Genomic DNA, 18,694 nt, shown 5'->3' with positions numbered 1-18,694 from the left:
CTCCTTAAATCGACTGGCGAACCACATTGCGTAATTCATCGATTTTGACAAACAGCGCATCAATTTCATTGCGGTAGCGACGGCTTTTCGCAAATAAGCTTAATGCCCGGTTATATTCCAGCATTAATTGTTTTTGCGTTTCGCCATCACGCGGATTAATCGCCAGCTGCTGCTCAAGCTGCGTTATTTTCTCGCGACTTAATGCCGCCAGATGATCCTGCTGCTCGCTGGGTGGTTCCACAGCCGGAGACTTTTTGAGGAATCCAAACATAGGCTCTCCTGCCCCGCATAATATTGGGGTAGCTAATATAAACAGTGAATAAAAGATCGTTAGCGCATTAACCCGGTGATGGCGGCGCGGGTAATTACCGGAATAACTGCATTTTCTCTACCAGCACATTCGTGACCGCATCATTGGCTGGCACCAGGAAATTACGCACGCTGTCATTAACCTTGCCTTTTTCAAAGGTTGATTTGCACTGCGCTACCCACTGCACATTCATTTCAGTGCCGACATTCACCTTCTCAATTCCGCTGCTGACCGCCAGCCGCATATCCTCATCGCTGACGCCGGTGCCGCCGTGCAGGACCAGTGGCGTGTGGGTTGCCGCCGTAATATCTGCCAGCCGCTGATGCTGAATATGGGCTTTACCGGTATAAAGCCCGTGCACGGTGCCGATGGAGATCGCCAGCATATCGACGCCGGTCTCTGCGACGAAGCGGCGTGCATCTTCCACGGGCGTGAACGCTATCGCCTCCATCTCTACGCATTTACCATCTTCCGACCCGCCGATGGCACCCAGCTCCGCCTCTACTGAAACATGATGGGGTCGCGCCATATCAATCACCCGGCGGGTGTTCGCAATATTCTCATCAATGGGCAGATGTGAGCCGTCGTACATAACAGAACTGAATCCGGCATCAATCGCCGTCTGTATCGCCGCTAAATCGGAACAGTGATCGAGATGCAGGCAGGTCGGCACGTTCGTACTCTCTGACAGCGATTTAATCACATCGACCAGCAATTTATAGCCAAGATATTTCGCCGTGCCGGTGGAAATCTGAATCATTAATGGGCTGTTGGTTTTCTCTGCCGCTTTAAAATAGGCGGGCAGCATCTCCAGACAGTGAAGATTAAACGAACCGACCGCTTTGAAGTCACGCTGTTTGGCCAGCTGTAACAGATCGGCGAAGTTATAAAGTTTCATGGATTTTTTCCTCCTGAGGTTTGGTCGATTTGTCATTAACAAACCAGGCAAGTGCGGTAATAAAGGCGATAAACAGAGCGACAAACAGCCAGTTATTCTGGAAGGCGTGGCCAAGCACCAGGCCGGTACTGATCACGTCGGAATCGCTGAAGGTGACCCCGGCGAAGCCGTAGCTCTCCAGCATCGGCACCAGGATGGCGGGCAGAATGGTGATAAAGAGTCCATGGACGAAGCCGCCGATCATCGCGCCGCGCCGTCCGCCCATGGCATTACCAAATACTCCGGCGGTGCCACCGGCAAAGAAGTTGGTCAGCAGGCCAGGCAGGATCATCGCCAGACCAAACATCGGGAAGACCAGCATGCCGACGATGGAACCCAGCGTGGTGGCGAGGAAGCCGACAATCACCGCGTTTGGGGCGTACGGAAACATCACCGGGCAGTCCAGCGCCGGTTTCGCGTCCGGCACCACGCGCATCGCGATACCCCGGAAGGCTGGCACCAGTTCGTTCAGCAGCAGGCGGACGCCGCTGTAGAGCACGAAGACCCCGGCCACGAACTGAATCGACTGCATAAAGGCGTACATCAGGTAGTTCATGCCGTTGCTGTACTGGGCGATAAACGCCGGGCCGGCTGCCACAGCGGGGATCAGGTACATCGGTACCATCACCAGCGCCATCGACAGATAGGTATCCTGCAGAAACTTGAAGTTATCGGGCAGTTTCAGGTCTTCGGTGGAGCGCGAGCCTTTGCCGACGACTTTGGCGACCGCCGCCGTGACCAGATAACCGATGGTGCAGAAGTGACCCAGCGCCACGTCGTCCGAGTCGGTGATCCGCCGCACCACCGGCTGCGCCAGCGCTGGCATTACCACCGCCATAATCCCGCCAAAGATGCCGCCGGTCAGAATCAGCGGCAGGCCCGTCAGCCCTGCTTTGTAGCCGATGACTGCGCCAATGGTCGCCATCCACAGCAACGCCTGGCCGGTCAGGAAGATGTACTTAAACGGCGTCAGTCGCGCAATGATGATGTTGACGATAAAAATCACCAGCAGCGTCAGCGCCACTTCAGACCCCAGCTCACGGTTAGCCAGCCCGGCAATAGCGGCCACATCGGTGATATAGCCGCGCATGCCAAAGCCATGGGTAAAAATGGTATTGAGGAACGTCAGGGTGCCAACAATAATATTGATACCCGCCATCATAATTAAAAAGCCGAGCAGCGTTTTAAAGGTGCCTTCCACCACCTTGCCTGCCGATTTTTTTTGCAGCAGCAGACCAATCAGGGCAATAAAGGCGATCAGAATCGATGCCTGCCCCAGCAGATCTTTTACCAGGAAGTCGATCACACTATTCATGGGCGGCGACCTTCTGGTTGCGTTCTTTTAAAAAGGCCAGGATCTTCTGCTCTATTTCCGCTTTATCGGTGAGCCGGTTAAGAATAATGACCCGTTTAATCTGTTCCGGACTGGCGTCGGCGTTTAAAACATCGGCAAACGCTTTTTGCGTCAGGATCATATCTGACTTAAAGGCATTCGCTTCTGAAATGGTGGTGTGATCGATGTCGGCCTCAATCTCCAGTTTTTTTAATACCGCTTTTGCGCTCATCTCAATCGCAAAACTGGAACCTAATCCACAACCACAGACACATAATATTTTCAGCATGGTTTTTTCCTCACACTATATTGAGTTGTTTAGCGAGTTTGTAATGGTGCCCGTCAATATCGACCAGGCGTTTTTGCATGCTTATTAAATCAATCGGAATCGGTTTATTGCTGCCATTAATAATGACCGCTTTATTCCGCATGCCTGACTGAATACAACGCACCACTTCACTGGCCATAATGGTGCCCTGAAAGATCTCTTCGCAGGTGGGATCACCATTGCGCAGCCCGTAACCCAGGATGGTTTTACGGATGCGCACGCCAATAAGGGGTTCAAGCTGTTTGATTAAGGTGTCGATCGCCCCCTGAAAACCGGGCGAATATTCCCGGGTGTAGCCTTCCGAACAGAGGATGACCACGCTGTTCTGCTCTGCCAGTCGCCCGGTGATGCGCTGCGCCAGTTGTGGCAGCGGGATCTGGCACTCCGGAATTAACGCAATATCAGCGTTAGCTTTAATCGCGGACTGCAGCGTTAATTCGCCGCAATAGCCGCCGAGTAATTCCAGCATAAAAACCCGGCCCGGTAAGGCACGGCCGGTATTACGCAGTTTCGCCACCTCTTTTAATACCTGCTCGCAGGCGGTGGAAAATCCCAGCGTGTAGTCGCTGCCGAAAACATCATTATCGATGGTCATACCGACGCCGAAACAATTCACGCCGTACGCCGTCAGGGTATGGAGAAATTGCAGCGACCCGTCTCCGCCCGCCATGATTAATATGTCAATCCGGGCGTTTTTCAGCTGGCGGGCAATTAACTCATACTCGCTGCGCACCAGTTTCTTTTCAGTGCGTCCCGATTGCATAACCGGAATAGAGGCGATGGAAAAGTCGAGCAGATCGCGCATGCCGATCTCACGATGATTATTTTCCAGCAGGCCAGGAATACCACCGTCAAATATCACCATCTCCGCCTGTGCCATGCGCCCAATCTGGAAGACAAAATTATTAATGCCGGTCACGTCACCGCCACTGATCACCATTCCAATTCGCATCACCCTCACCCCGCTGGCTTATTCTGCTGAAGGGTATTCTTCCGGTTAGCGGGGTTGCTATTTGCAGAGGAGATCACAGTTACGTGCGGTTTTTCTCAGGCGGGAATATTGACAGTGCTCTTAACATCGCTTTATTTGTGATTTGCCTCACACTATTCCAACTTATTGCGCTCAAGGCGAATCGATATAAATCATTGGCTTAGTAGATGGCGCGGGTGAACTGGCCAGAAAGCGGGAGGAGGTAAAATCAGCCATTAGAGCAGCGTTGCAGATTTGTGACTTTCACCTCATTTTTCCCGTTTTCGCAGAGCAGAAACCGCAATTAAGGTGCAGAAAGAAAATCCGCAGGCAGATGTTAATCAGATTCAGCATCTCTGTTGCGAACGAGTAGCATTCTTCGGTATAACCTTTCAATGCCCACAGAAAACACAGCCTGACGATAATGATTTCTAAGGAAAAACTTCCACGCTCTTTGTGTGGGGGAACTTTCTCTTCTGCATCCGACGCCGTTATTTCGCACGGCAAAACCCGTGTTCTCCGTGATGACAAACCGGTTCCCTGTGACCACATTTGACCAGGATCATACGCATGGAAATAGCTATCCGTACCCCTCTCGTTCACTCCCTGCCACTAAGTCAGCTCAGCGGCAGCAACGTCTGGCTGAAAATGGAATCAGCGCAGCCAACCGGATCGTTTAAGCTCAGAAGCGCAGGCCATATCTGTCAATACTACGCGGCACAGGGCGCTAAGGCATTTGTCAGCTCCTCCGGCGGCAATGCGGGTATTGCCGTGGCACACAGTGGCCGCAGACTGGGGCTACCGGTCACGGTGGTGGTGCCTGAAACCACCTCGGCGCGCGCCAGACAGCTTATCGAACAGGAAGGTGCGAAGTTGATCGTACACGGCAACGTCTGGAGTGAGGCCAATGCGTACGCGTTATCGCTGGCGTCGCACGAACATATCTACATCCATCCCTTTGACAATCCGCTGCTGTGGGACGGCATCAGCACGCTGGTAGATGAAGTGATCAGTGAGGGGGTGCGGCCGGATGCGGTAATCCTCTCCGTAGGCGGCGGCAGTCTGCTCTCCGGCATTGTCCAGGGTCTGGAAAGACATCAGCTCAGCCATATCCCGATTTATGCAGTTGAAACTGAGGGAACCGCGTCGCTTAACGCCGCGCTGGAAGCCGGTGAGCGGGTCACGCTGGCCCGGGTCAGCGGTATCGCCACCACGCTGGCAGCCAGTCAGGTGTGTGAAAATGCATTTAACGTGGCATGCCGGGCAGATGTCAGGGGAAAGGTTGTGACAGATGAAGAGGCTGTTAATGCCTGCCGCCGCTTCCTGGACGATCATCGTGTCCTGACAGAGCCAGCCTGTGGCGTCTCATTATCGATGCTGTATGACGGGAAAATTGGCTTTAAACCGGATGATAACGTGCTGGTTATCGTCTGTGGCGGGGCGTCTGTTACCCTGAAGAGTCTGCAGGGCTGACGAGAGCAAAGTCAGGGAAAAAGTGGCGCAGCCAGAGGGGCTGCGCCTGTCGCCGGTTACTTCGCGTAAGCTTCAGTAGACAGCGTCAGCGTAACGTCGTCGCTGACTGCAGGGACATATTTGTCCAGCTTGAAGTCAGAACGCTTGATGGTGCCGGTGGCGTCAAAACCAATCGCCTGCTTCTTGACCATCGGATGCTCGCCCTGCTTGTTCAGCGTCGCGTGCAGCGTCACTGGCTTAGTGATGCCTTTCAGGGTCAGGTTGCCTTCAACGTCAAATTTGTTGTCGCCCTTCGCAACGACTTTGGTGCTGTGGAAGGTCGCAGTCGGGTATTTGGCGGTATCGAAGTATTCAGCACCTTTGAACTCTTTGGTCAGCGCGGCAACGTGGCTGTCGATTTTGCTGACGGGCAGGGTCACGTCAACGCGTGAGGCCTCAGGATGATCTTTATCAAACACCAGCGTACCGGTTGCATCCGGGATATCCGCGGTAGGATTGGAGAAGCCAAAGTGGTTCCAGGCAACAATTACCGACGTATGCTCAGGGTTCAGCTGGTAGTGCATCGCCTCGGCCTGAGATAACGGAGCGTAGAGGGTAGCAGCGGCTAACAGGGGCAGTGCAATACGTTTGAAGTTCTTCACAGTCAATTCCTTATGCGGACAAAAGTGAATTGAGTGTGGTCCAGTTTTCCCGGAATAGACAGTGAAGAGATTTGTCGGTAATTTTCAAATAAATTCAGCAACCTTAAAACCGGTCATTACGCATTCGCGCCGGTGAACAGCACCCGCCAGCGGCGGCGATCCTGAATCAGCGTGCGGTGCAATTGCTGTAAATCTGCAAGGGTCAGTGCCGCAATCTGCGCCGCGTCCGGTTCTGCCAGGCCATTTTCACGGCGCAACAGGGCCAGTGGCTGCTCAGCCTGCTGGCTCAGCAGTCGCGCTTTCAGGGCCACCAGATCACATCCCGCCAGCGTCTCGTTCAGTGACCGCAGGAAGTTACGGCAGTAGCGCAGCAGTGACAGTGCACTGTAGTCGGGCGACTGCAGCGCAAATAACACCCCATCTTCATCGGCACAGCGCATATAGCGACTGCTGACCACATAACCTATCGGCTGCTCAACGCGGTAGCGCTGGAAAAAGCGTGGCTCGTAGATCAGTGCCAGTGCGCGCAATGCAGCCAGCTGTTCAGGACGCTGCAGCGGAATAAACAGCAGCAGCGCGTTGTCTGCACTGGCGTGCGGCAGGCGCGTCATACCGGTTTGTGTGGTCATACGCGTGGGCGGCGTGTCAGGGTTGACCGGGAGCGACAGCGCGCTCAGCCGCCGGGCAATCACTGAGTGCAGCATCGCATCGCCGCCCTTCAGCGCCGCCCGCCAGCATCCTGGCGTAACGTTGGCTGCCAGCTGATAAGGCAACTGTCGCAGCAGCGCGCGGATAGCGATGCTCTCCACAGGCGCGGGCCGGTTTGCCTTAATGGGTAATGTCAGGGCGGAGACAATCTGGCTCAGCGCCAGGTCAGCGACCGCCTGATCCGATAGCCGGACCGTCAGTTGCCACACACCTTCCACTTCCTGCCAGCTGCCGTGACCACCCTGATGACGCAGCGCCGCAAACAGCGGACGCAACCGACGGCCCAGCGCTTCGCCCGCCTCCGCAGTAAAGGTTGACCAGAACTCCGGTCGCAGGATCAGCGTTGGCTGCGGGTCATCTGACGGATGATGCGGCAATGCCGCCGCCTGAGCGGGCAGCGGCGCAGGCGTCGTAGTGATGTCGAGCGGATAGAAGGTGAAAAGGGCAGCGGGCAGCGCCTCCGCCGGGGCGGGCTCACAGGCCGTCAGCGCCAGAGTGAAGCCCTGCGTAACGATGTGTTCCATTGCCGGTTGCGATGAACAGAACAGCAGTGTGCCGGGCGCACTGGCGAGATTTTCCAGCAGCGGCTGCAGCGCGGGCAGGTTTTTGTCAGGTGCGAAACCGATAGCGCGCTGACGCAACTGCTCCATCGGTGACAATGTCACAAATTGCTGCTGTGCCAGCTGATAATAGTGCTGATGCTGCTGTTCATTCGTCTGGCGCAGCGCAGCAATGTAACCGTTAACCAGTTGATTTACCTTTGCAGGCTCACTGGTTTCGATACCCAGCGCCAGCCAGTACGCATCTTCAGCCTGATAAATCCATTTCAGCTCCACCGTCTCCGCCAGCCCCTTTTCACGCAGAATAGCCAGCAGCGAACCGGGCGCTTCATCCAATAAAAACTCACGCCACAACGTGACACCGTCACTGCTATCGAGCAGCCAGCTGCGCCATAGCGCTGCCTGGGCTGTTTCCGCCAGCTGCCAGCAGGTATCGCTACTGAACTGTGGCGGTGTCAGCTCCTGCCGCCACTGACCGACAGGCAGCGCAGCGGCAACCTGACGCGCCAGCTGTTCCAGCTCATCCAGCGACTGCGGTCCCTGCAGCCAGAGCCGCATATTGCTGGCAACGTAGTAGCGCTGGTGAAACTGCCGCAATGCCCGTTGCAGCGCAGAGAGCTCGTCGCCAAAGCTCGCCCGGCTGCCGATATGGAAGCGCTGAAATTCAGCGGGGGTTGCAGCGGTGTGCAGTAATGCCGCTTCGATGCGGGATGGCTCATGACGCTGCAACAGCTGATATTCCGCGTCGATGACTGCCACTTCCTGCGCGATTGCCTGATTATCGAGCAGCGGAGAGACCAGCATATCCTGCAGTCTTGCCAGCCCGTCTGCCAGCAGCGACGGCGTGACCTCGAAAAAGTACGCGCTGTGCCGGGCCAGCGTGGTGGCGTTAACTTTTCCGCCCTGCGTCTGGATCCAGCTCATCAGCCGGCCCTCATCGGGCCAGCCGCTGCTGCCGGTGAACAGCAGATGCTCCAGCAGATGCGCCAGTCCGGGCCAGCGATCCGGCTCGTCGTGACTCCCTGCCCCTACCTGAATCAGGGCGGCGGCCTGGCTGGCATCGGGCTGATGCACCAGTTCAACCGTCAGACCCTCAATCACCAGGCCGCGCATGTTCATCAGAGGTTCCGTGTTTTGTAGATCAGTTGCGAGTTGCTGCGGTTGCGGAATTGCAGCTGACCAATTTTAATGTCGCTGCAATCCGCCTCCCGCCGGGCGTCGAGAATTTTGCCGTGATGCGGTGATTTGCTGCACACCGGATCGGTGTTGTCAGCATTGCCGGTCAGCATAAAGGCCTGACAGCGACAGCCGCCAAAATCTTTCTCTTTCTCATCACAGGAGCGGCACGGCTCCGGCATCCAGTCAAAACCGCGATAGCGGTTGAAGCCGAACGAGTTATACCAGATATCGTCCAGGCGCTGCGTCAGTACCGACGGAAACTCGACCGGCAGCTGGCGCGCACTGTGGCACGGCAGCGCGGTGCCCTCTGGTGTGACGCTCAGGAAGATTGCCCCCCAGCCGCCCATACAGGGCTTAGGTCGCTCTTCGTAGTAGTCTGGCGTCACAAACAGCAGATTGGTCAGATTGCCGCTGTCGCTCATCCGCTCACGATAGCGGCTGACCACCGCTTCCGCCTGAGCGATCTGCTCACGCGTCGGCAGCAGGCCTTCGCGGTTAAGCTGCGCCCAGCCGTAGAACTGACAGGTCGCCAGCTCAACGTCATCCGCTTCCAGCTCAATGCAGAGGTCGATGATCTTATCGATCTGGTCGATGTTATGGCGATGCAGCACAAAGTTCAGCACCATCGGATAGCCGTGCGCTTTTACCGCTTTCGCCATCTCCAGCTTCTGCTGAAACGCTTTCTTCGACCCGGCCAGCGCCGCATTCAGGGTTTCGTCACTCGCCTGGAAACTGATCTGGATATGATCCAGACCGGCCTCGCTGAACGCATCCAGCTTCTTCTCTGTCAGGCCGATGCCCGAAGTGATCAGGTTGGTGTAAAAGCCGAGATCGCGCGCCGCTTTGATCAGCTCCGGCAGATCTTTACGCACCAGCGGTTCGCCGCCGGAGAATCCAAGCTGGACGCTGCCCATGGCGCGTGCCTGACGAAACACCTCAATCCACTGCTCCGTGCTTAGCTCCTTCTCCTGCTGCGCGAAATCCAGCGGGTTGGAGCAGTAAGGACACTGCAGCGGACAGCGATAGGTCAGCTCGGCCAGCAGCCAGAGCGGCGGATTCACGCCAGGTTTAAGCGGGATCACGGAACTGTATCCACTTCTGTTCATAGGCTGACTGCAGGAACTCCAAAACGTCCGGCCCCACGCCGCCCGCCTCAGGGAAACGGCTATCCAGCGTCGCGATAATCGCGGCGATATCCTGTTTGCCATCCACCAGCTCAAGAATGGCGGCGGCGGTTTCGTTCAGCTTCGCCATGCCTTCGGGATAGAGCACCACATGGGTATCCTGGGCGGCTTCCCACTGCATACGGTAGCCGCGACGAAACGCGGCAATCGAGTTTTCATTCATCTGTTATACCAGTCGGGTGGTGTGCCACGCCGCCTTGTCGGTGACGGTGTGATAAGGCGGACGTTTCAGCTCATAAGCCATGGTCATGGCGTCCAGCATGCTCCATAAAATATCAAGCTTAAACTGCAAAATTTCCAGCATCCGGTTCTGCGTTTCCGCGGTGGTGAAGTACTCCAGCGCCAGCGCCAGGCCATGCTCTACATCGCGGTTCGCCTGACCCAGGCGGCTGCGGAAGTAGAAGTAGCCCTCTTCTTTGATCCACGGATAGTGCTGCGGCCAGCTGTCGAGCCGCGACTGGTGGATCTGCGGCGCGAACAGCTCGGTGAGTGAACTGCAGGCCGCCTCCTGCCAGTTGGCACGGCGGGCGAAGTTGATATAGGCATCGACGGCAAAACGCACGCCCGGCAGCACATGCTGCTCTGACAATAATTCTTCGCGCGTCAGCCCGACCGCCTCGCCCAGCCGCAGCCAGGCCTCAATGCCGCCCTCTTCGCCGTTGCTGCCGTCGTGGTCGAGGATGCGCTGCACCCATTTACGGCGGGTGGCCGGATCCGGGCAGTTAGCCATGATCGCCGCATCTTTCAGCGGAATGGTGGTCTGGTAATAAAAGCGGTTCGCCACCCAGCCCTGAATCTGCTCCCGCGTGGCCTGACCGTTATGCATCGCGATGTGATACGGGTGATGAATGTGGTAGTAAGCGCCTTTGTCGCGCAGGGCCTGTTCAAAAGCCTGCGGCGACAGCGTGTCAGTAATCTGCATGATTTAGCCCTGAAGATGAATCGCCATTCCGTCCCAGCTCACCTCTATTCCCTGCTCCGTCAGAAACTGACGCTGGGGTGACTGCTCATTAAGGATCGGATTGGTGTTGTTAATGTGGATCAGAATTTTGCGTTTAGCTGGCAGCGACGCCAGCAGCGCCATCAGCCCCTGCTCTTCCGCCAGCGCCAGATGGCCCATCGCCTTGCCGGTGTTATGACCCACGCCGGTGGTCAGCAGCTCATCATCCTGCCAGACGGTGCCGTCAATCAGCAGGCAATCCGCTTTTTGCAGCCACGGCAGGATCACCGCATCCGGCTCGCCCAGACCTGGCGCGTAGAGCAGCGTCTGTCCATTCGCCCGGTTTTCAATAAACAGCGCCACGTTATGGCCCGGCAACGGCCGATCGCGATAGGGCGAGTAAGGCGGTGCATTACTGATGATAGGAATCGCGGTGAACTGCAAATCGGTGCAGACATCGACGCTGAACGGCGTCAGGGGCGCAATTGGCCGGTGCTGTAAACCGCCGTTCCAGTGGGTGAGCATTGGAAAGATCGGGAAGCCGGTACTGAGGTCGGCATGCACTTCCGGCGTGCACCACACCTGATGCGGGCAGCCCTCACGCAGGCTCAGCAGCCCGGTGGTGTGATCGATCTGGCTGTCGGTGAGGATAATTCCCCCGATCGCCGTGCCGCGCAGTACGCCTTTGCGGGTCAGCTCTGGCGTGTGCAGGATCTGCTGGCCGATGTCGGGTGACGCATTACATAACACCCAGTCTTCACCGTTATCGCTGAGGATAATCGACGATTGCGTGCGTGCCTGAGCCTGAATGGTGCCATTACGCACGCCGTGGCAGTTGGCGCAGTTACAATTCCACTGCGGAAACCCGCCACCCGCGGCTGAGCCGAGGATTTTGATAAACATAGAGGAAAACCAGAATTTGAAAAAAAATGCCCGCTCAGAGGGCGGGCAGAACGATTAACGGTTGGAGATGTAAAGAGTCACTTCCAGACCGAGACGCATATCAACGAAAGTTGGTTTTTTCCACATGAGTTACTTCCTCTTGGTTAACAGTAAATGTGCTGTCTGAAATCGGCGTGACGGCTGTTAAATGAGAGCACCGTCACAATTTCCAGGCAGATGTTGCGCCAATGGCGCGTCGGGATCAAGCCCGGAACGTAAGGAAATTGTTATCACAGCCCGGTCAGATGTAAAACCCGCTGCCAGTTTCCCCATGCCAGCTTCTCTGTCAGTCTCTGATCATAGCCCGCTTCCTGAAAAGCGGCGAGCAATCGCGGCATTCCGCTGACATCGCCCAGCGCGGCCGGAGGGGTAATCCCGTCGAAATCAGAGCCAAAGGCCACATGGTCGCAGCCCATTATCTTCAACAGGTGATCACAATGCTTAACAATTTCTGTTAATGGCGTGTCAGCGTCGCGTTTTCCATCGGCGCGCAGAAACGCATTGCCGAAATTAATGCCAACCAGACCGCCGCTGTCGCGGATCGCCACCAGCTGATCGTCGGTCAGATTGCGCGGCTGCGGGCAGAGCGCGTGCGCGTTGGAATGGCTGGCGACCAGCGGCGCGCGGGAAAGCCGGGCGGTCTCCCAGAACGTCTTACTGTTCATGTGCGACACGTCGATCATCATCTTCAGCTCACCCGCCTGCTGAATCAGCTTTTCACCGGCGGCGGTCAGCCCCGGCCCGGTATCGGGCGTGCCGGGAAACGAGCCGCTGACGCCTTCACCAAAGCGGCTGCGCAGATTCCAGAATGGCCCGATACTGCGCACCCCCGCCTGCCAGAAGGCGCGCAGCTGCTCGCCCTCCTCGTCCAGCGCATCGGCCCCTTCGATATGCGCCACCATCGCCAGCACGCCTTCCGCGCGGCAGGCGGCAATCTCGTCACTGCTGCGGCAGAGTCGCGCCCGTCCGCCGGACGCAGCGGCCAGCTGCTGCAGGATATCGAGCTGCTGCCACATGATTTGCAGCGGTTCATACGGCTCATCAGCGCGGGCCGGTACAGCGCTGGCAATGTACGCCTGCGGCGGTACAAAGATCGCAAACAGCCCGCCGCCCATTTTGCCCTGCTGAATGCGCGAAAAGTCGAGATGACCCCGTTCAATCCCCTGATAAAATGCCTGCGCGGGTGCATCGCGATGATGCAGCCAGAGGTTGAGCAACAGATCGTTGTGTCCGTCAAAAATCAGCATAAGTGTTCACCCGGATAAACAGGCGACCATGCTAACCCTGCCTGGTGGATTCATCAAACAGGAGCGCACGCAGAGGCTTGTCACTTTTGCGCGTCAGGTTGTCACTATTGCGCGCGCGGCCCACAAGACGTGTCGGCAGACTGGTAAAAAACACAAGGAGAATCCTATGCTGACCCAACCTGCTGATAAATATCGCCCCTCCCCGCTGATTGAGCTGCCCGACCGCCAGTGGCCGTCGCGCCAGCTGACGCAGGCTCCGCGCTGGCTTTCCACCGATTTGCATGATGGCAATCAGGCGCTGGCAGAGCCGATGGATCGGGAACGGAAAATGGCGTTCTGGGATCTGCTGCTGCGCTGCGGGTTCCGCGAGATTGAAGTTGCCTTTCCCTCGGCGTCGCAGACGGATTTCGATTTCGTTCGTGACCTGATTGAGCAACAGCGCATCCCGGAGGAGGTGACTTTGCAGGTGCTGACTCAGGCACGCGAAGATCTGATTGCCCGCACGTTTGTGTCATTACAGGGTGTGCCGCGCGCTATTGTGCATCTCTATAACGCCACCGCGGCGCTGTTTCGCGAGCGGGTGTTTAAACAGAGCAAAGCGGAAATCGTGGCGCTGGCGACGGCGGGCGCACGGCAGATTCGCGCAGAATGTGAGGCGCAGCCGGAGACCCACTGGACCTTTGAATATTCGCCAGAGACCTTTTGCTTTACCGAGCCGGAGTTTGTGCTGGAGATCTGCGAGGCAGTGGCTGATGTCTGGCAGCCTGACGCGCAGCGACCGATGATCATTAACCTGCCCGCCACGGTGGAGGTGAACACCCCCAACGTCTATGCCGATCAGATTGAGTTTTTCTGCCGCCACTTCAGCCGTCGCGACGCCGTCTGCATCAGCGTACATCCGCAAAATGATCGCAGCACCGGCGTCGCCTGTGCAGAACTGGCGCTGCTGGCGGGCGCTGACCGGGTCGAAGGCTGCCTGTTTGGCAACGGCGAACGCACCGGCAATGTGGATCGGATAACGCTGGCGCTGAACCTCTATACCCAGGGCATTTCACCGCAGCTCGATTTCAGCCAGATGCATGAGGTGATTGAGGTCGTGACCCGCTGTAACCAGCTGCCGGTTCATCCGCGACATCCCTATGCAGGCGAACTGGTCTTCACCGCCTTCTCCGGCTCTCATCAGGATGCGATTAAAAAAGGATTCGCCATCCGTGCCGAACAGCAGGAGAAAGAGTGGCAGATGCCCTACCTGCCGCTGGATCCGGCCGACATTGGCTGCAGCTATGAGGCGGTGATCCGCGTGAACAGTCAGTCAGGAAAAAGCGGTGCCGCCTGGCTGCTGGAGCAGAATCACGGTTTGCAGATGCCGCGTGCGCTGCAGCAGGATTTCAGCCGCTGTGTTCAGCTGGAGACGGACCGGCACGGCCGCGAAATGACGCATTATGCACTGTGGCAGCTCTTCTGCCGCCAGTATGGCGTGACGCAGCCTGCGGTGGCATTGCAGCGGGCTGACAGTCAGAGTGACAGCGGCGGCACTATACAGCTGCCGAACTCCGTCTCGACCCGCACCACGCCGCTCAGCGTGTGGATCAACTGGGCGCAGGCGCGATGATGCCAGGGTTCACTGGCACCGTGCAGGTAGTCGTGCGCCAGCGGCACCAGCGGGCGCGTGCTGAAGTCAAAATGCTGCTGACTCATTACGCCTTCAGATAGCGGTAGATGACCGCCAGATCCTCTTCACCGAGTCCGGCGTCCACCGCCTGCTGCCAGAGCTGAGCGATGTTCTCCAGCGCCGGTAAGGGTGTTTCTGCCGCATCCAGCGCCAGGCGGGCATCCTTCAGCGCCCAGATCAGATGCATCTGCGGCGTGTAGTCGTCGCTGGCGATCATCCCGAGCTTCATTTTCGCATACGGCGCGGCCAGCGGACCGCCCTCCAGCACCTGCCAGAGATCGTCGGTTGAAAAGCCGAAATCCTCTGCCAGCCGGGTGCTCTCCGCCAGGCTCTGCATCATGCCGATCAGCCAGCTGTTAATGACCAGCTTCATCCGGGTGCTTTTGCCCGCCTCGCCCAGCCACTTTGTTCCTTTGCTGATGGCGGCAAACACCGCTTCTGCCGCCTGGGCACGGCTCTGATCGCCGCTGGCCAGCACCAGAATCTGTGCGTTTTCTGCGGGTGCTTTGGTGCCGGAAACGGGCGCGTCAATAAACAGCAGATCCGGTCGTTCCGCTGCGAAAAAGGAGATCAGCGCGTCGGTTTTTTCCACGCCGATGGTGCCCATCTGACAAAGCGTCGCACCCTGCTTAAATGCCGCTTTAGCCTGATGCAGCACCTGCTCTGTGGTGTCGCCGTCGGAGAGCATGGCGATGATCACATCGGCTTTACACACCGCCTCTTCTGGTGAATCCGCCAGCTGCAATCCGGCGTCCAGCAAATCTTCGCCGCGCGCGCGGGTGCGGTTCCAGCCGTGTACGCGAAAGCCTTTTTTCAGCAGGTTGGCGGCAAATGCGTGCCCCATTGCACCTAATCCCAGAACCGCCACTTCAGGTTGTTTCATGCTGACTCCCATAAGTTTGTGTCTGCATCCGTCAACGCTGGATGCCTTATTACTGCAAAAGATGGATTCCAGCCTGGCGGTAAACAGCGAAAAAATCCAGCGTGAAACGGTGTACCCCGGCACCCCGAAGCCTTACCATATGCGGCAATTGTTCCACCTGGTTCATTTACGCTTCTTTTTTCAGGCCTCTGATAATGAAAATACTCTCTCTGCGTCAGGCGACGCTGCTGATGTTGCCTGCCATTTTGCCGCTGCCGCTGCTGGCGGCAGACAATGACAATACCCTGGTCGTGACGGCCGCCCCGCCGGAAACGGGCCTTAACGAGCTTGATACCCCCGCCGCCCTGAGTGTGGTCAGCGGCGACGATATGCGTCAGGCGGCACCGCGCGTAAACCTGTCGGAAAACCTCAGCAGCGTGCCGGGTCTGCAGATCCAAAACAGACAGAACTACGCACAGGACCTGCAGCTGTCGATGCGCGGCTTTGGCTCCCGCTCCACCTATGGCGTGCGCGGTCTGCGCATCTATGTGGACGGGATTCCGGCCACCATGCCGGACGGCCAGGCGCAGACCTCCAACATTGATATCGGCTCGATTGATCATGTCGAGGTGCTGCGTGGCCCCTTTTCTGCGCTCTACGGCAACGCCTCGGGCGGCGTCATCAATGTGACCACCCAGCAGGGTCAGCAGCCAACCACGCTGGAAGCAGGAAGCTGGTACGGCAGTTACGGCAGCTGGCGCAACAGCGTCAAAGCCAGTGGCGCGACCGGTGACGGCACGCACGCCGGGGATGTGAATTACACCGTCTCCGCCTCCCGCTTTACCACCCATGGCTATCGCGATCACAGTTCTGCGCAGAAGAACCTCGGCAACGCCCGGCTTGGCGTTCGCATCAATGATGTCAGCACCCTGACGCTGCTGTTTAACAGCGTGCACATCGACGCTCAGGATCCCGGCGGCTTAACCGAGGCGCAGTGGCGTGACAATCCGCGCCAGGTGGTCAGCAACGTTACGCTCTACAACACCCGTAAAACAGTGGATCAGACCCAGGGCGGCCTGCGTTATCAGCGCCAGATGAGTGAAAACGACGACCTCAGCGTGATGCTCTACGCGGGGATGCGCGAAACCACCCAATTCCAGTCGATTCCCGCCACCGTGCAGCGCAATCCGTCTCATCCCGGTGGCGTGATCGCCCTGACCCGCCACTATCAGGGCGTCTATACCCGCTGGACCCACCGCGACACGCTGCTGTCGATGCCGGTGGCGGTGACCGGTGGACTCGACTACGAAACCATGACCGAGCGCCGCAAAGGCTATGAAAACTTCACGGTCAGCAACGGCGTCACACAGCTGGGCGAACAGGGCAATCTGCGCCGCAACGAGCGCAACCTGATGTGGACGCTCGATCCTTATGTGCAGACCAACTGGCAGCTCACCGATAAACTGTCGCTTGATGCAGGCGTGCGCTTCAGCACCGTCAACTTTGACTCTAATGACTTCTATATCCGGCCTGGTAACGGCGACGACAGCGGTGAGGCGCGCTATCACAAGTGGCTGCCCGCGGCGGCGCTTAAGTACGCCTTTGATCCCAGCTGGAACGCGTGGATCTCGGCCGGACGCGGCTTTGAAACTCCAACTATTAATGAGCTTTCATACCGTTCAGATGGCGCAACCGGCCTGAATCTGGGGCTGAAACCGGCCACCAGCGACACGCTGGAGATCGGCAGCAAAAAACGCATCGGCAACGGCCTGATCAGCGCGGCGCTGTTCCAGACCAATACCCGCGATGAGATTGTGGCGGATGCCAGCAGTGGCGGACGCACCACCTATAAAAATGCCGGTCAGACCCGTCGCCGCGGTCTGGAGTTAAGCCTGGACCAGCAGTTTGCCTGGGACTGGCGGCTGAAAATGGCCTATACGCTGCTGGATGCGCGCTATCGCAGCAACGCCTGTGGCAGCGACAGCTGCGACGGCAACCGCATTCCGGGCATCGCGCGGAACATGGTGTACGCCGGACTCGGCTATCTGCCGGAACAGGGCTTTTACGCAGGCAGTGAAGTGCGTTATCTGAGCCAGATCGCCGCTGAAGATCAGAACAACGTGAATACCCCGTCCTATACCGTGGCGGCGGTGAATAGTGGCTATAAGTGGCTGGTGGATAACTGGACGCTGGATCTGTTTGGCCGGGTCGATAACCTTTTTGACCGGCACTATGTGGGTTCAGTAATTGTGAATGAGAGCAATGGTCGCTACTTCGAATCTGCGCCAGGCCGCAACTACAGCGTCGGTGTGACGCTGGGTTACGCCTTCCGCTAAAACAATCCGGGCCACCCTTGCGGTGGCCCGGATATCTCATATCAGGCGCGGGATTTCAGCTGTGTCACAATATCCTCACAGCTGCCGGTTTCACCCAGGCGCGGGAAGATCAACTTCACACTATTGTTGTGCGTATCCATATTGAGATCGGTCATCGCATCGGTCGCCAGCGTGACGTTGTAACCTAATTCATACGCCTGACGTGCCGTTGACTCCACGCCGATGCTGGTCGCGATACCGCAGATCACCACCTGAGTAATGCCGCGCTTTTGCAGTTCCTCATGCAGTGACGTGTTATGAAACGCCCCCCAGGTTTTCTTAGTGACGGTGAGATCATTCTGCTGCGGCGTCATCGCAGGAACCAGCGTGGCCCAGTCGGCAGGCAGGTCGCCGCTGTGACGCGCCTGCTCGTTACGGCCAGGTGCCCCTCCGGCCACGTTAACCAGCACCACCGGCAGGTCGTGCGCGCGAAATGCCTCGGCCAGCCCGGCACAGCGTTCGATCACCGGCTGCGGTTCATGGACCAGCGGCAGCGCTACGATGCCGTGTTGCAGGTCGATAACAATCAGCGCAGTTTTTGCATCAAGTGTGGTTACAGCCATGTTGGATCCTCGGGTTTAATAATCAGTGAGTCGTTGCAGCAGAGGGAGAACGTCGGTCAGTTGCTGCTGCTCTGCCGGGCTGAGCCGCGCGTCGAGCGTCCGGACCAGCCAGTCATCGCGCATTGCGCGACTCGACGTAATCACCGCCAGACTCGACGCGGTGGGCAGATAGCGGGTTTTACGACCATCATGGGGATCGGGCTCGCCCGTGATTAATTCTGCCGCCACTAATCCGGCGACGGTCGTCCCCATCGACTGGGTGCGTACACCCTCGGCGGCGGCCAGTTGCGTTACCGTCATCGCCCCGTCCCGCACCAGATGCCCCAGCACCGCCACCTGCGACCAGGTGAGTTCGCCAGGCGGTGCCGACTCGCGCAGCCGGCGGCCCAGCTTGCCCACCAGCATGCGCAGCGTGGCAGCAGATTCAGTCAGATCGCGCATTTCCCGTCTCCATCGATAAGCGAAAGTAT

At 57.7% G+C, this 18,694-nt stretch carries 18 protein-coding genes and 2 pseudogenes; 3 read left to right on the top strand and 17 right to left on the bottom strand.

Features of this window, described 5'->3' with window-relative positions; genetic code table 11:
• Positions 1–4 precede the first annotated feature (4 nt).
• The 5 genes from FA92_RS08020 to FA92_RS08000 all read right to left on the bottom strand — a co-directional run bounded on the left by FA92_RS08020 (position 5) and on the right by FA92_RS08000 (position 3,860).
• The gene (locus FA92_RS08020) at positions 5–271 is read right to left on the bottom strand and encodes a hypothetical protein (RefSeq protein ID WP_013357823.1); all 267 of its coding nucleotides are present in this window, start codon (positions 269–271) and stop codon (positions 5–7) included.
• A 94-nt stretch (positions 272–365) separates the two neighbouring features.
• Complete coding sequence (locus tag FA92_RS08015; RefSeq protein ID WP_033783051.1) at positions 366–1,208, bottom strand: class II fructose-bisphosphate aldolase; 843 nt, start codon at positions 1,206–1,208, stop codon at positions 366–368.
• Positions 1,195–2,562, bottom strand: coding sequence for a PTS sugar transporter subunit IIC (locus FA92_RS08010; protein ID WP_033783049.1), 1,368 nt, complete (start codon positions 2,560–2,562; stop codon positions 1,195–1,197). Before FA92_RS08010 ends, FA92_RS08015 begins: the two co-directional genes overlap by 14 nt.
• Positions 2,555–2,869: a PTS sugar transporter subunit IIB gene (locus tag FA92_RS08005; protein ID WP_013357820.1), complete on the bottom strand. Its 315-nt coding sequence runs from the start codon at positions 2,867–2,869 to the stop codon at positions 2,555–2,557. Before FA92_RS08005 ends, FA92_RS08010 begins: the two co-directional genes overlap by 8 nt.
• 10 nt (positions 2,870–2,879) lie before the next feature.
• The gene (locus FA92_RS08000) at positions 2,880–3,860 is read right to left on the bottom strand and encodes a 6-phosphofructokinase (protein ID WP_033783047.1); all 981 of its coding nucleotides are present in this window, start codon (positions 3,858–3,860) and stop codon (positions 2,880–2,882) included.
• Between the two features lie 588 nt (positions 3,861–4,448).
• Here FA92_RS08000 and FA92_RS07995 point away from each other — a divergent pair.
• Positions 4,449–5,351, top strand: a complete 903-nt coding sequence (locus tag FA92_RS07995) for a pyridoxal-phosphate dependent enzyme (protein ID WP_013357818.1) — start codon at positions 4,449–4,451, stop codon at positions 5,349–5,351.
• 56 nt (positions 5,352–5,407) lie between these two features.
• Here the strand turns inward: FA92_RS07995 and FA92_RS07990 are convergent, their stop codons facing one another.
• The 8 genes from FA92_RS07990 to FA92_RS07960 form a co-directional block, all read right to left on the bottom strand.
• Positions 5,408–5,992, bottom strand: coding sequence for a YceI family protein (locus tag FA92_RS07990; protein ID WP_013357817.1), 585 nt, complete (start codon positions 5,990–5,992; stop codon positions 5,408–5,410).
• 116 nt (positions 5,993–6,108) lie between these two features.
• Positions 6,109–8,379, bottom strand: a complete 2,271-nt coding sequence (gene pqqF, locus FA92_RS07985) for a pyrroloquinoline quinone biosynthesis protein PqqF (protein WP_033783046.1) — start codon at positions 8,377–8,379, stop codon at positions 6,109–6,111.
• The gene (gene pqqE, locus FA92_RS07980) at positions 8,379–9,521 is read right to left on the bottom strand and encodes a pyrroloquinoline quinone biosynthesis protein PqqE (RefSeq protein WP_033783045.1); all 1,143 of its coding nucleotides are present in this window, start codon (positions 9,519–9,521) and stop codon (positions 8,379–8,381) included. Before pqqE ends, pqqF begins: the two co-directional genes overlap by 1 nt.
• A complete protein-coding gene (gene pqqD / locus FA92_RS07975; RefSeq protein ID WP_013357814.1) occupies positions 9,508–9,786 on the bottom strand; it encodes a pyrroloquinoline quinone biosynthesis peptide chaperone PqqD in 279 nt (92 codons plus the stop codon). Before pqqD ends, pqqE begins: the two co-directional genes overlap by 14 nt.
• 3 nt (positions 9,787–9,789) lie before the next feature.
• Positions 9,790–10,545 carry a pyrroloquinoline-quinone synthase PqqC gene (gene pqqC, locus FA92_RS07970; RefSeq protein ID WP_010245074.1) on the bottom strand — a complete coding sequence of 252 codons (756 nt, stop codon included), beginning with the start codon at positions 10,543–10,545 and terminating at the stop codon, positions 9,790–9,792.
• A 3-nt stretch (positions 10,546–10,548) separates the two neighbouring features.
• Complete coding sequence (gene pqqB / locus FA92_RS07965; RefSeq protein ID WP_013357812.1) at positions 10,549–11,466, bottom strand: pyrroloquinoline quinone biosynthesis protein PqqB; 918 nt, start codon at positions 11,464–11,466, stop codon at positions 10,549–10,551.
• A 54-nt stretch (positions 11,467–11,520) separates the two neighbouring features.
• Positions 11,521–11,592, bottom strand: a complete 72-nt coding sequence (gene pqqA, locus FA92_RS22540; RefSeq protein ID WP_010245082.1) for a pyrroloquinoline quinone precursor peptide PqqA — start codon at positions 11,590–11,592, stop codon at positions 11,521–11,523.
• A 143-nt stretch (positions 11,593–11,735) separates the two neighbouring features.
• Positions 11,736–12,752 carry a dipeptidase gene (locus tag FA92_RS07960; protein ID WP_033783042.1) on the bottom strand — a complete coding sequence of 339 codons (1,017 nt, stop codon included), beginning with the start codon at positions 12,750–12,752 and terminating at the stop codon, positions 11,736–11,738.
• A 166-nt stretch (positions 12,753–12,918) separates the two neighbouring features.
• Here FA92_RS07960 and FA92_RS07955 point away from each other — a divergent pair.
• Positions 12,919–14,286 (top strand): annotated as a pseudogene (locus FA92_RS07955) (2-isopropylmalate synthase); the annotation flags it as partial.
• Here FA92_RS07955 and FA92_RS23830 read toward each other — a convergent pair.
• Positions 14,280–14,450, bottom strand: a pseudogene (locus FA92_RS23830) (AraC family transcriptional regulator); the annotation flags it as partial. The pseudogenes FA92_RS07955 and FA92_RS23830 overlap by 7 nt on opposite strands.
• The gene (locus FA92_RS07950; RefSeq protein WP_072008956.1) at positions 14,450–15,319 is read right to left on the bottom strand and encodes an NAD(P)-dependent oxidoreductase; all 870 of its coding nucleotides are present in this window, start codon (positions 15,317–15,319) and stop codon (positions 14,450–14,452) included. The pseudogene FA92_RS23830 and the gene FA92_RS07950, both read right to left, overlap by 1 nt.
• A gap of 182 nt (positions 15,320–15,501) precedes the next feature.
• Here FA92_RS07950 and pqqU point away from each other — a divergent pair, with 182 nt between their 5' ends.
• Positions 15,502–17,622, top strand: coding sequence for a TonB-dependent receptor PqqU (gene pqqU / locus FA92_RS07945; protein WP_197061491.1), 2,121 nt, complete (start codon positions 15,502–15,504; stop codon positions 17,620–17,622).
• A 41-nt stretch (positions 17,623–17,663) separates the two neighbouring features.
• Here pqqU and FA92_RS07940 read toward each other — a convergent pair whose 3' ends face one another.
• Together FA92_RS07940 and FA92_RS07935 are read right to left on the bottom strand one after the other, a co-directional pair.
• Complete coding sequence (locus FA92_RS07940) at positions 17,664–18,224, bottom strand: isochorismatase family protein (RefSeq protein WP_033783038.1); 561 nt, start codon at positions 18,222–18,224, stop codon at positions 17,664–17,666.
• A 15-nt stretch (positions 18,225–18,239) separates the two neighbouring features.
• On the bottom strand, positions 18,240–18,665 hold the full coding sequence (locus tag FA92_RS07935; RefSeq protein ID WP_013357804.1) for a MarR family transcriptional regulator: 426 nt from the start codon (positions 18,663–18,665) through the stop codon (positions 18,240–18,242).
• Positions 18,666–18,694: the final 29 nt, after the last annotated feature.

Origin of the sequence: Pantoea sp. 9140 (genome assembly GCF_000745295.1) — a bacterium.
In the GTDB taxonomy this organism is placed as follows: domain Bacteria; phylum Pseudomonadota; class Gammaproteobacteria; order Enterobacterales; family Enterobacteriaceae; genus Pantoea; species Pantoea vagans.
The sequence above is the reverse complement of the archived record's forward strand: the minus strand, read 5'-3'. Positions and strand labels throughout refer to the sequence as shown.

Coding starts and splice junctions, on each gene's coding strand:
- FA92_RS08020 (WP_013357823.1), bottom strand. CDS start 271: ATGTTTGGATTCCTCAAAAAGTCTCCGGCTGTGGAACCACCCAGCGAG.
- FA92_RS08015 (WP_033783051.1), bottom strand. CDS start 1,208: ATGAAACTTTATAACTTCGCCGATCTGTTACAGCTGGCCAAACAGCGT.
- FA92_RS08010 (WP_033783049.1), bottom strand. CDS start 2,562: ATGAATAGTGTGATCGACTTCCTGGTAAAAGATCTGCTGGGGCAGGCA.
- FA92_RS08005 (WP_013357820.1), bottom strand. CDS start 2,869: ATGCTGAAAATATTATGTGTCTGTGGTTGTGGATTAGGTTCCAGTTTT.
- FA92_RS08000 (WP_033783047.1), bottom strand. CDS start 3,860: ATGCGAATTGGAATGGTGATCAGTGGCGGTGACGTGACCGGCATTAAT.
- FA92_RS07995 (WP_013357818.1), top strand. CDS start 4,449: ATGGAAATAGCTATCCGTACCCCTCTCGTTCACTCCCTGCCACTAAGT.
- pqqF (WP_033783046.1), bottom strand. CDS start 8,379: ATGAACATGCGCGGCCTGGTGATTGAGGGTCTGACGGTTGAACTGGTG.
- pqqD (WP_013357814.1), bottom strand. CDS start 9,786: ATGAATGAAAACTCGATTGCCGCGTTTCGTCGCGGCTACCGTATGCAG.
- pqqC (WP_010245074.1), bottom strand. CDS start 10,545: ATGCAGATTACTGACACGCTGTCGCCGCAGGCTTTTGAACAGGCCCTG.
- pqqB (WP_013357812.1), bottom strand. CDS start 11,466: ATGTTTATCAAAATCCTCGGCTCAGCCGCGGGTGGCGGGTTTCCGCAG.
- FA92_RS07960 (WP_033783042.1), bottom strand. CDS start 12,752: ATGCTGATTTTTGACGGACACAACGATCTGTTGCTCAACCTCTGGCTG.
- FA92_RS07950 (WP_072008956.1), bottom strand. CDS start 15,319: ATGGGAGTCAGCATGAAACAACCTGAAGTGGCGGTTCTGGGATTAGGT.
- pqqU (WP_197061491.1), top strand. CDS start 15,502: ATGAAAATACTCTCTCTGCGTCAGGCGACGCTGCTGATGTTGCCTGCC.
- FA92_RS07940 (WP_033783038.1), bottom strand. CDS start 18,224: ATGGCTGTAACCACACTTGATGCAAAAACTGCGCTGATTGTTATCGAC.
- FA92_RS07935 (WP_013357804.1), bottom strand. CDS start 18,665: ATGCGCGATCTGACTGAATCTGCTGCCACGCTGCGCATGCTGGTGGGC.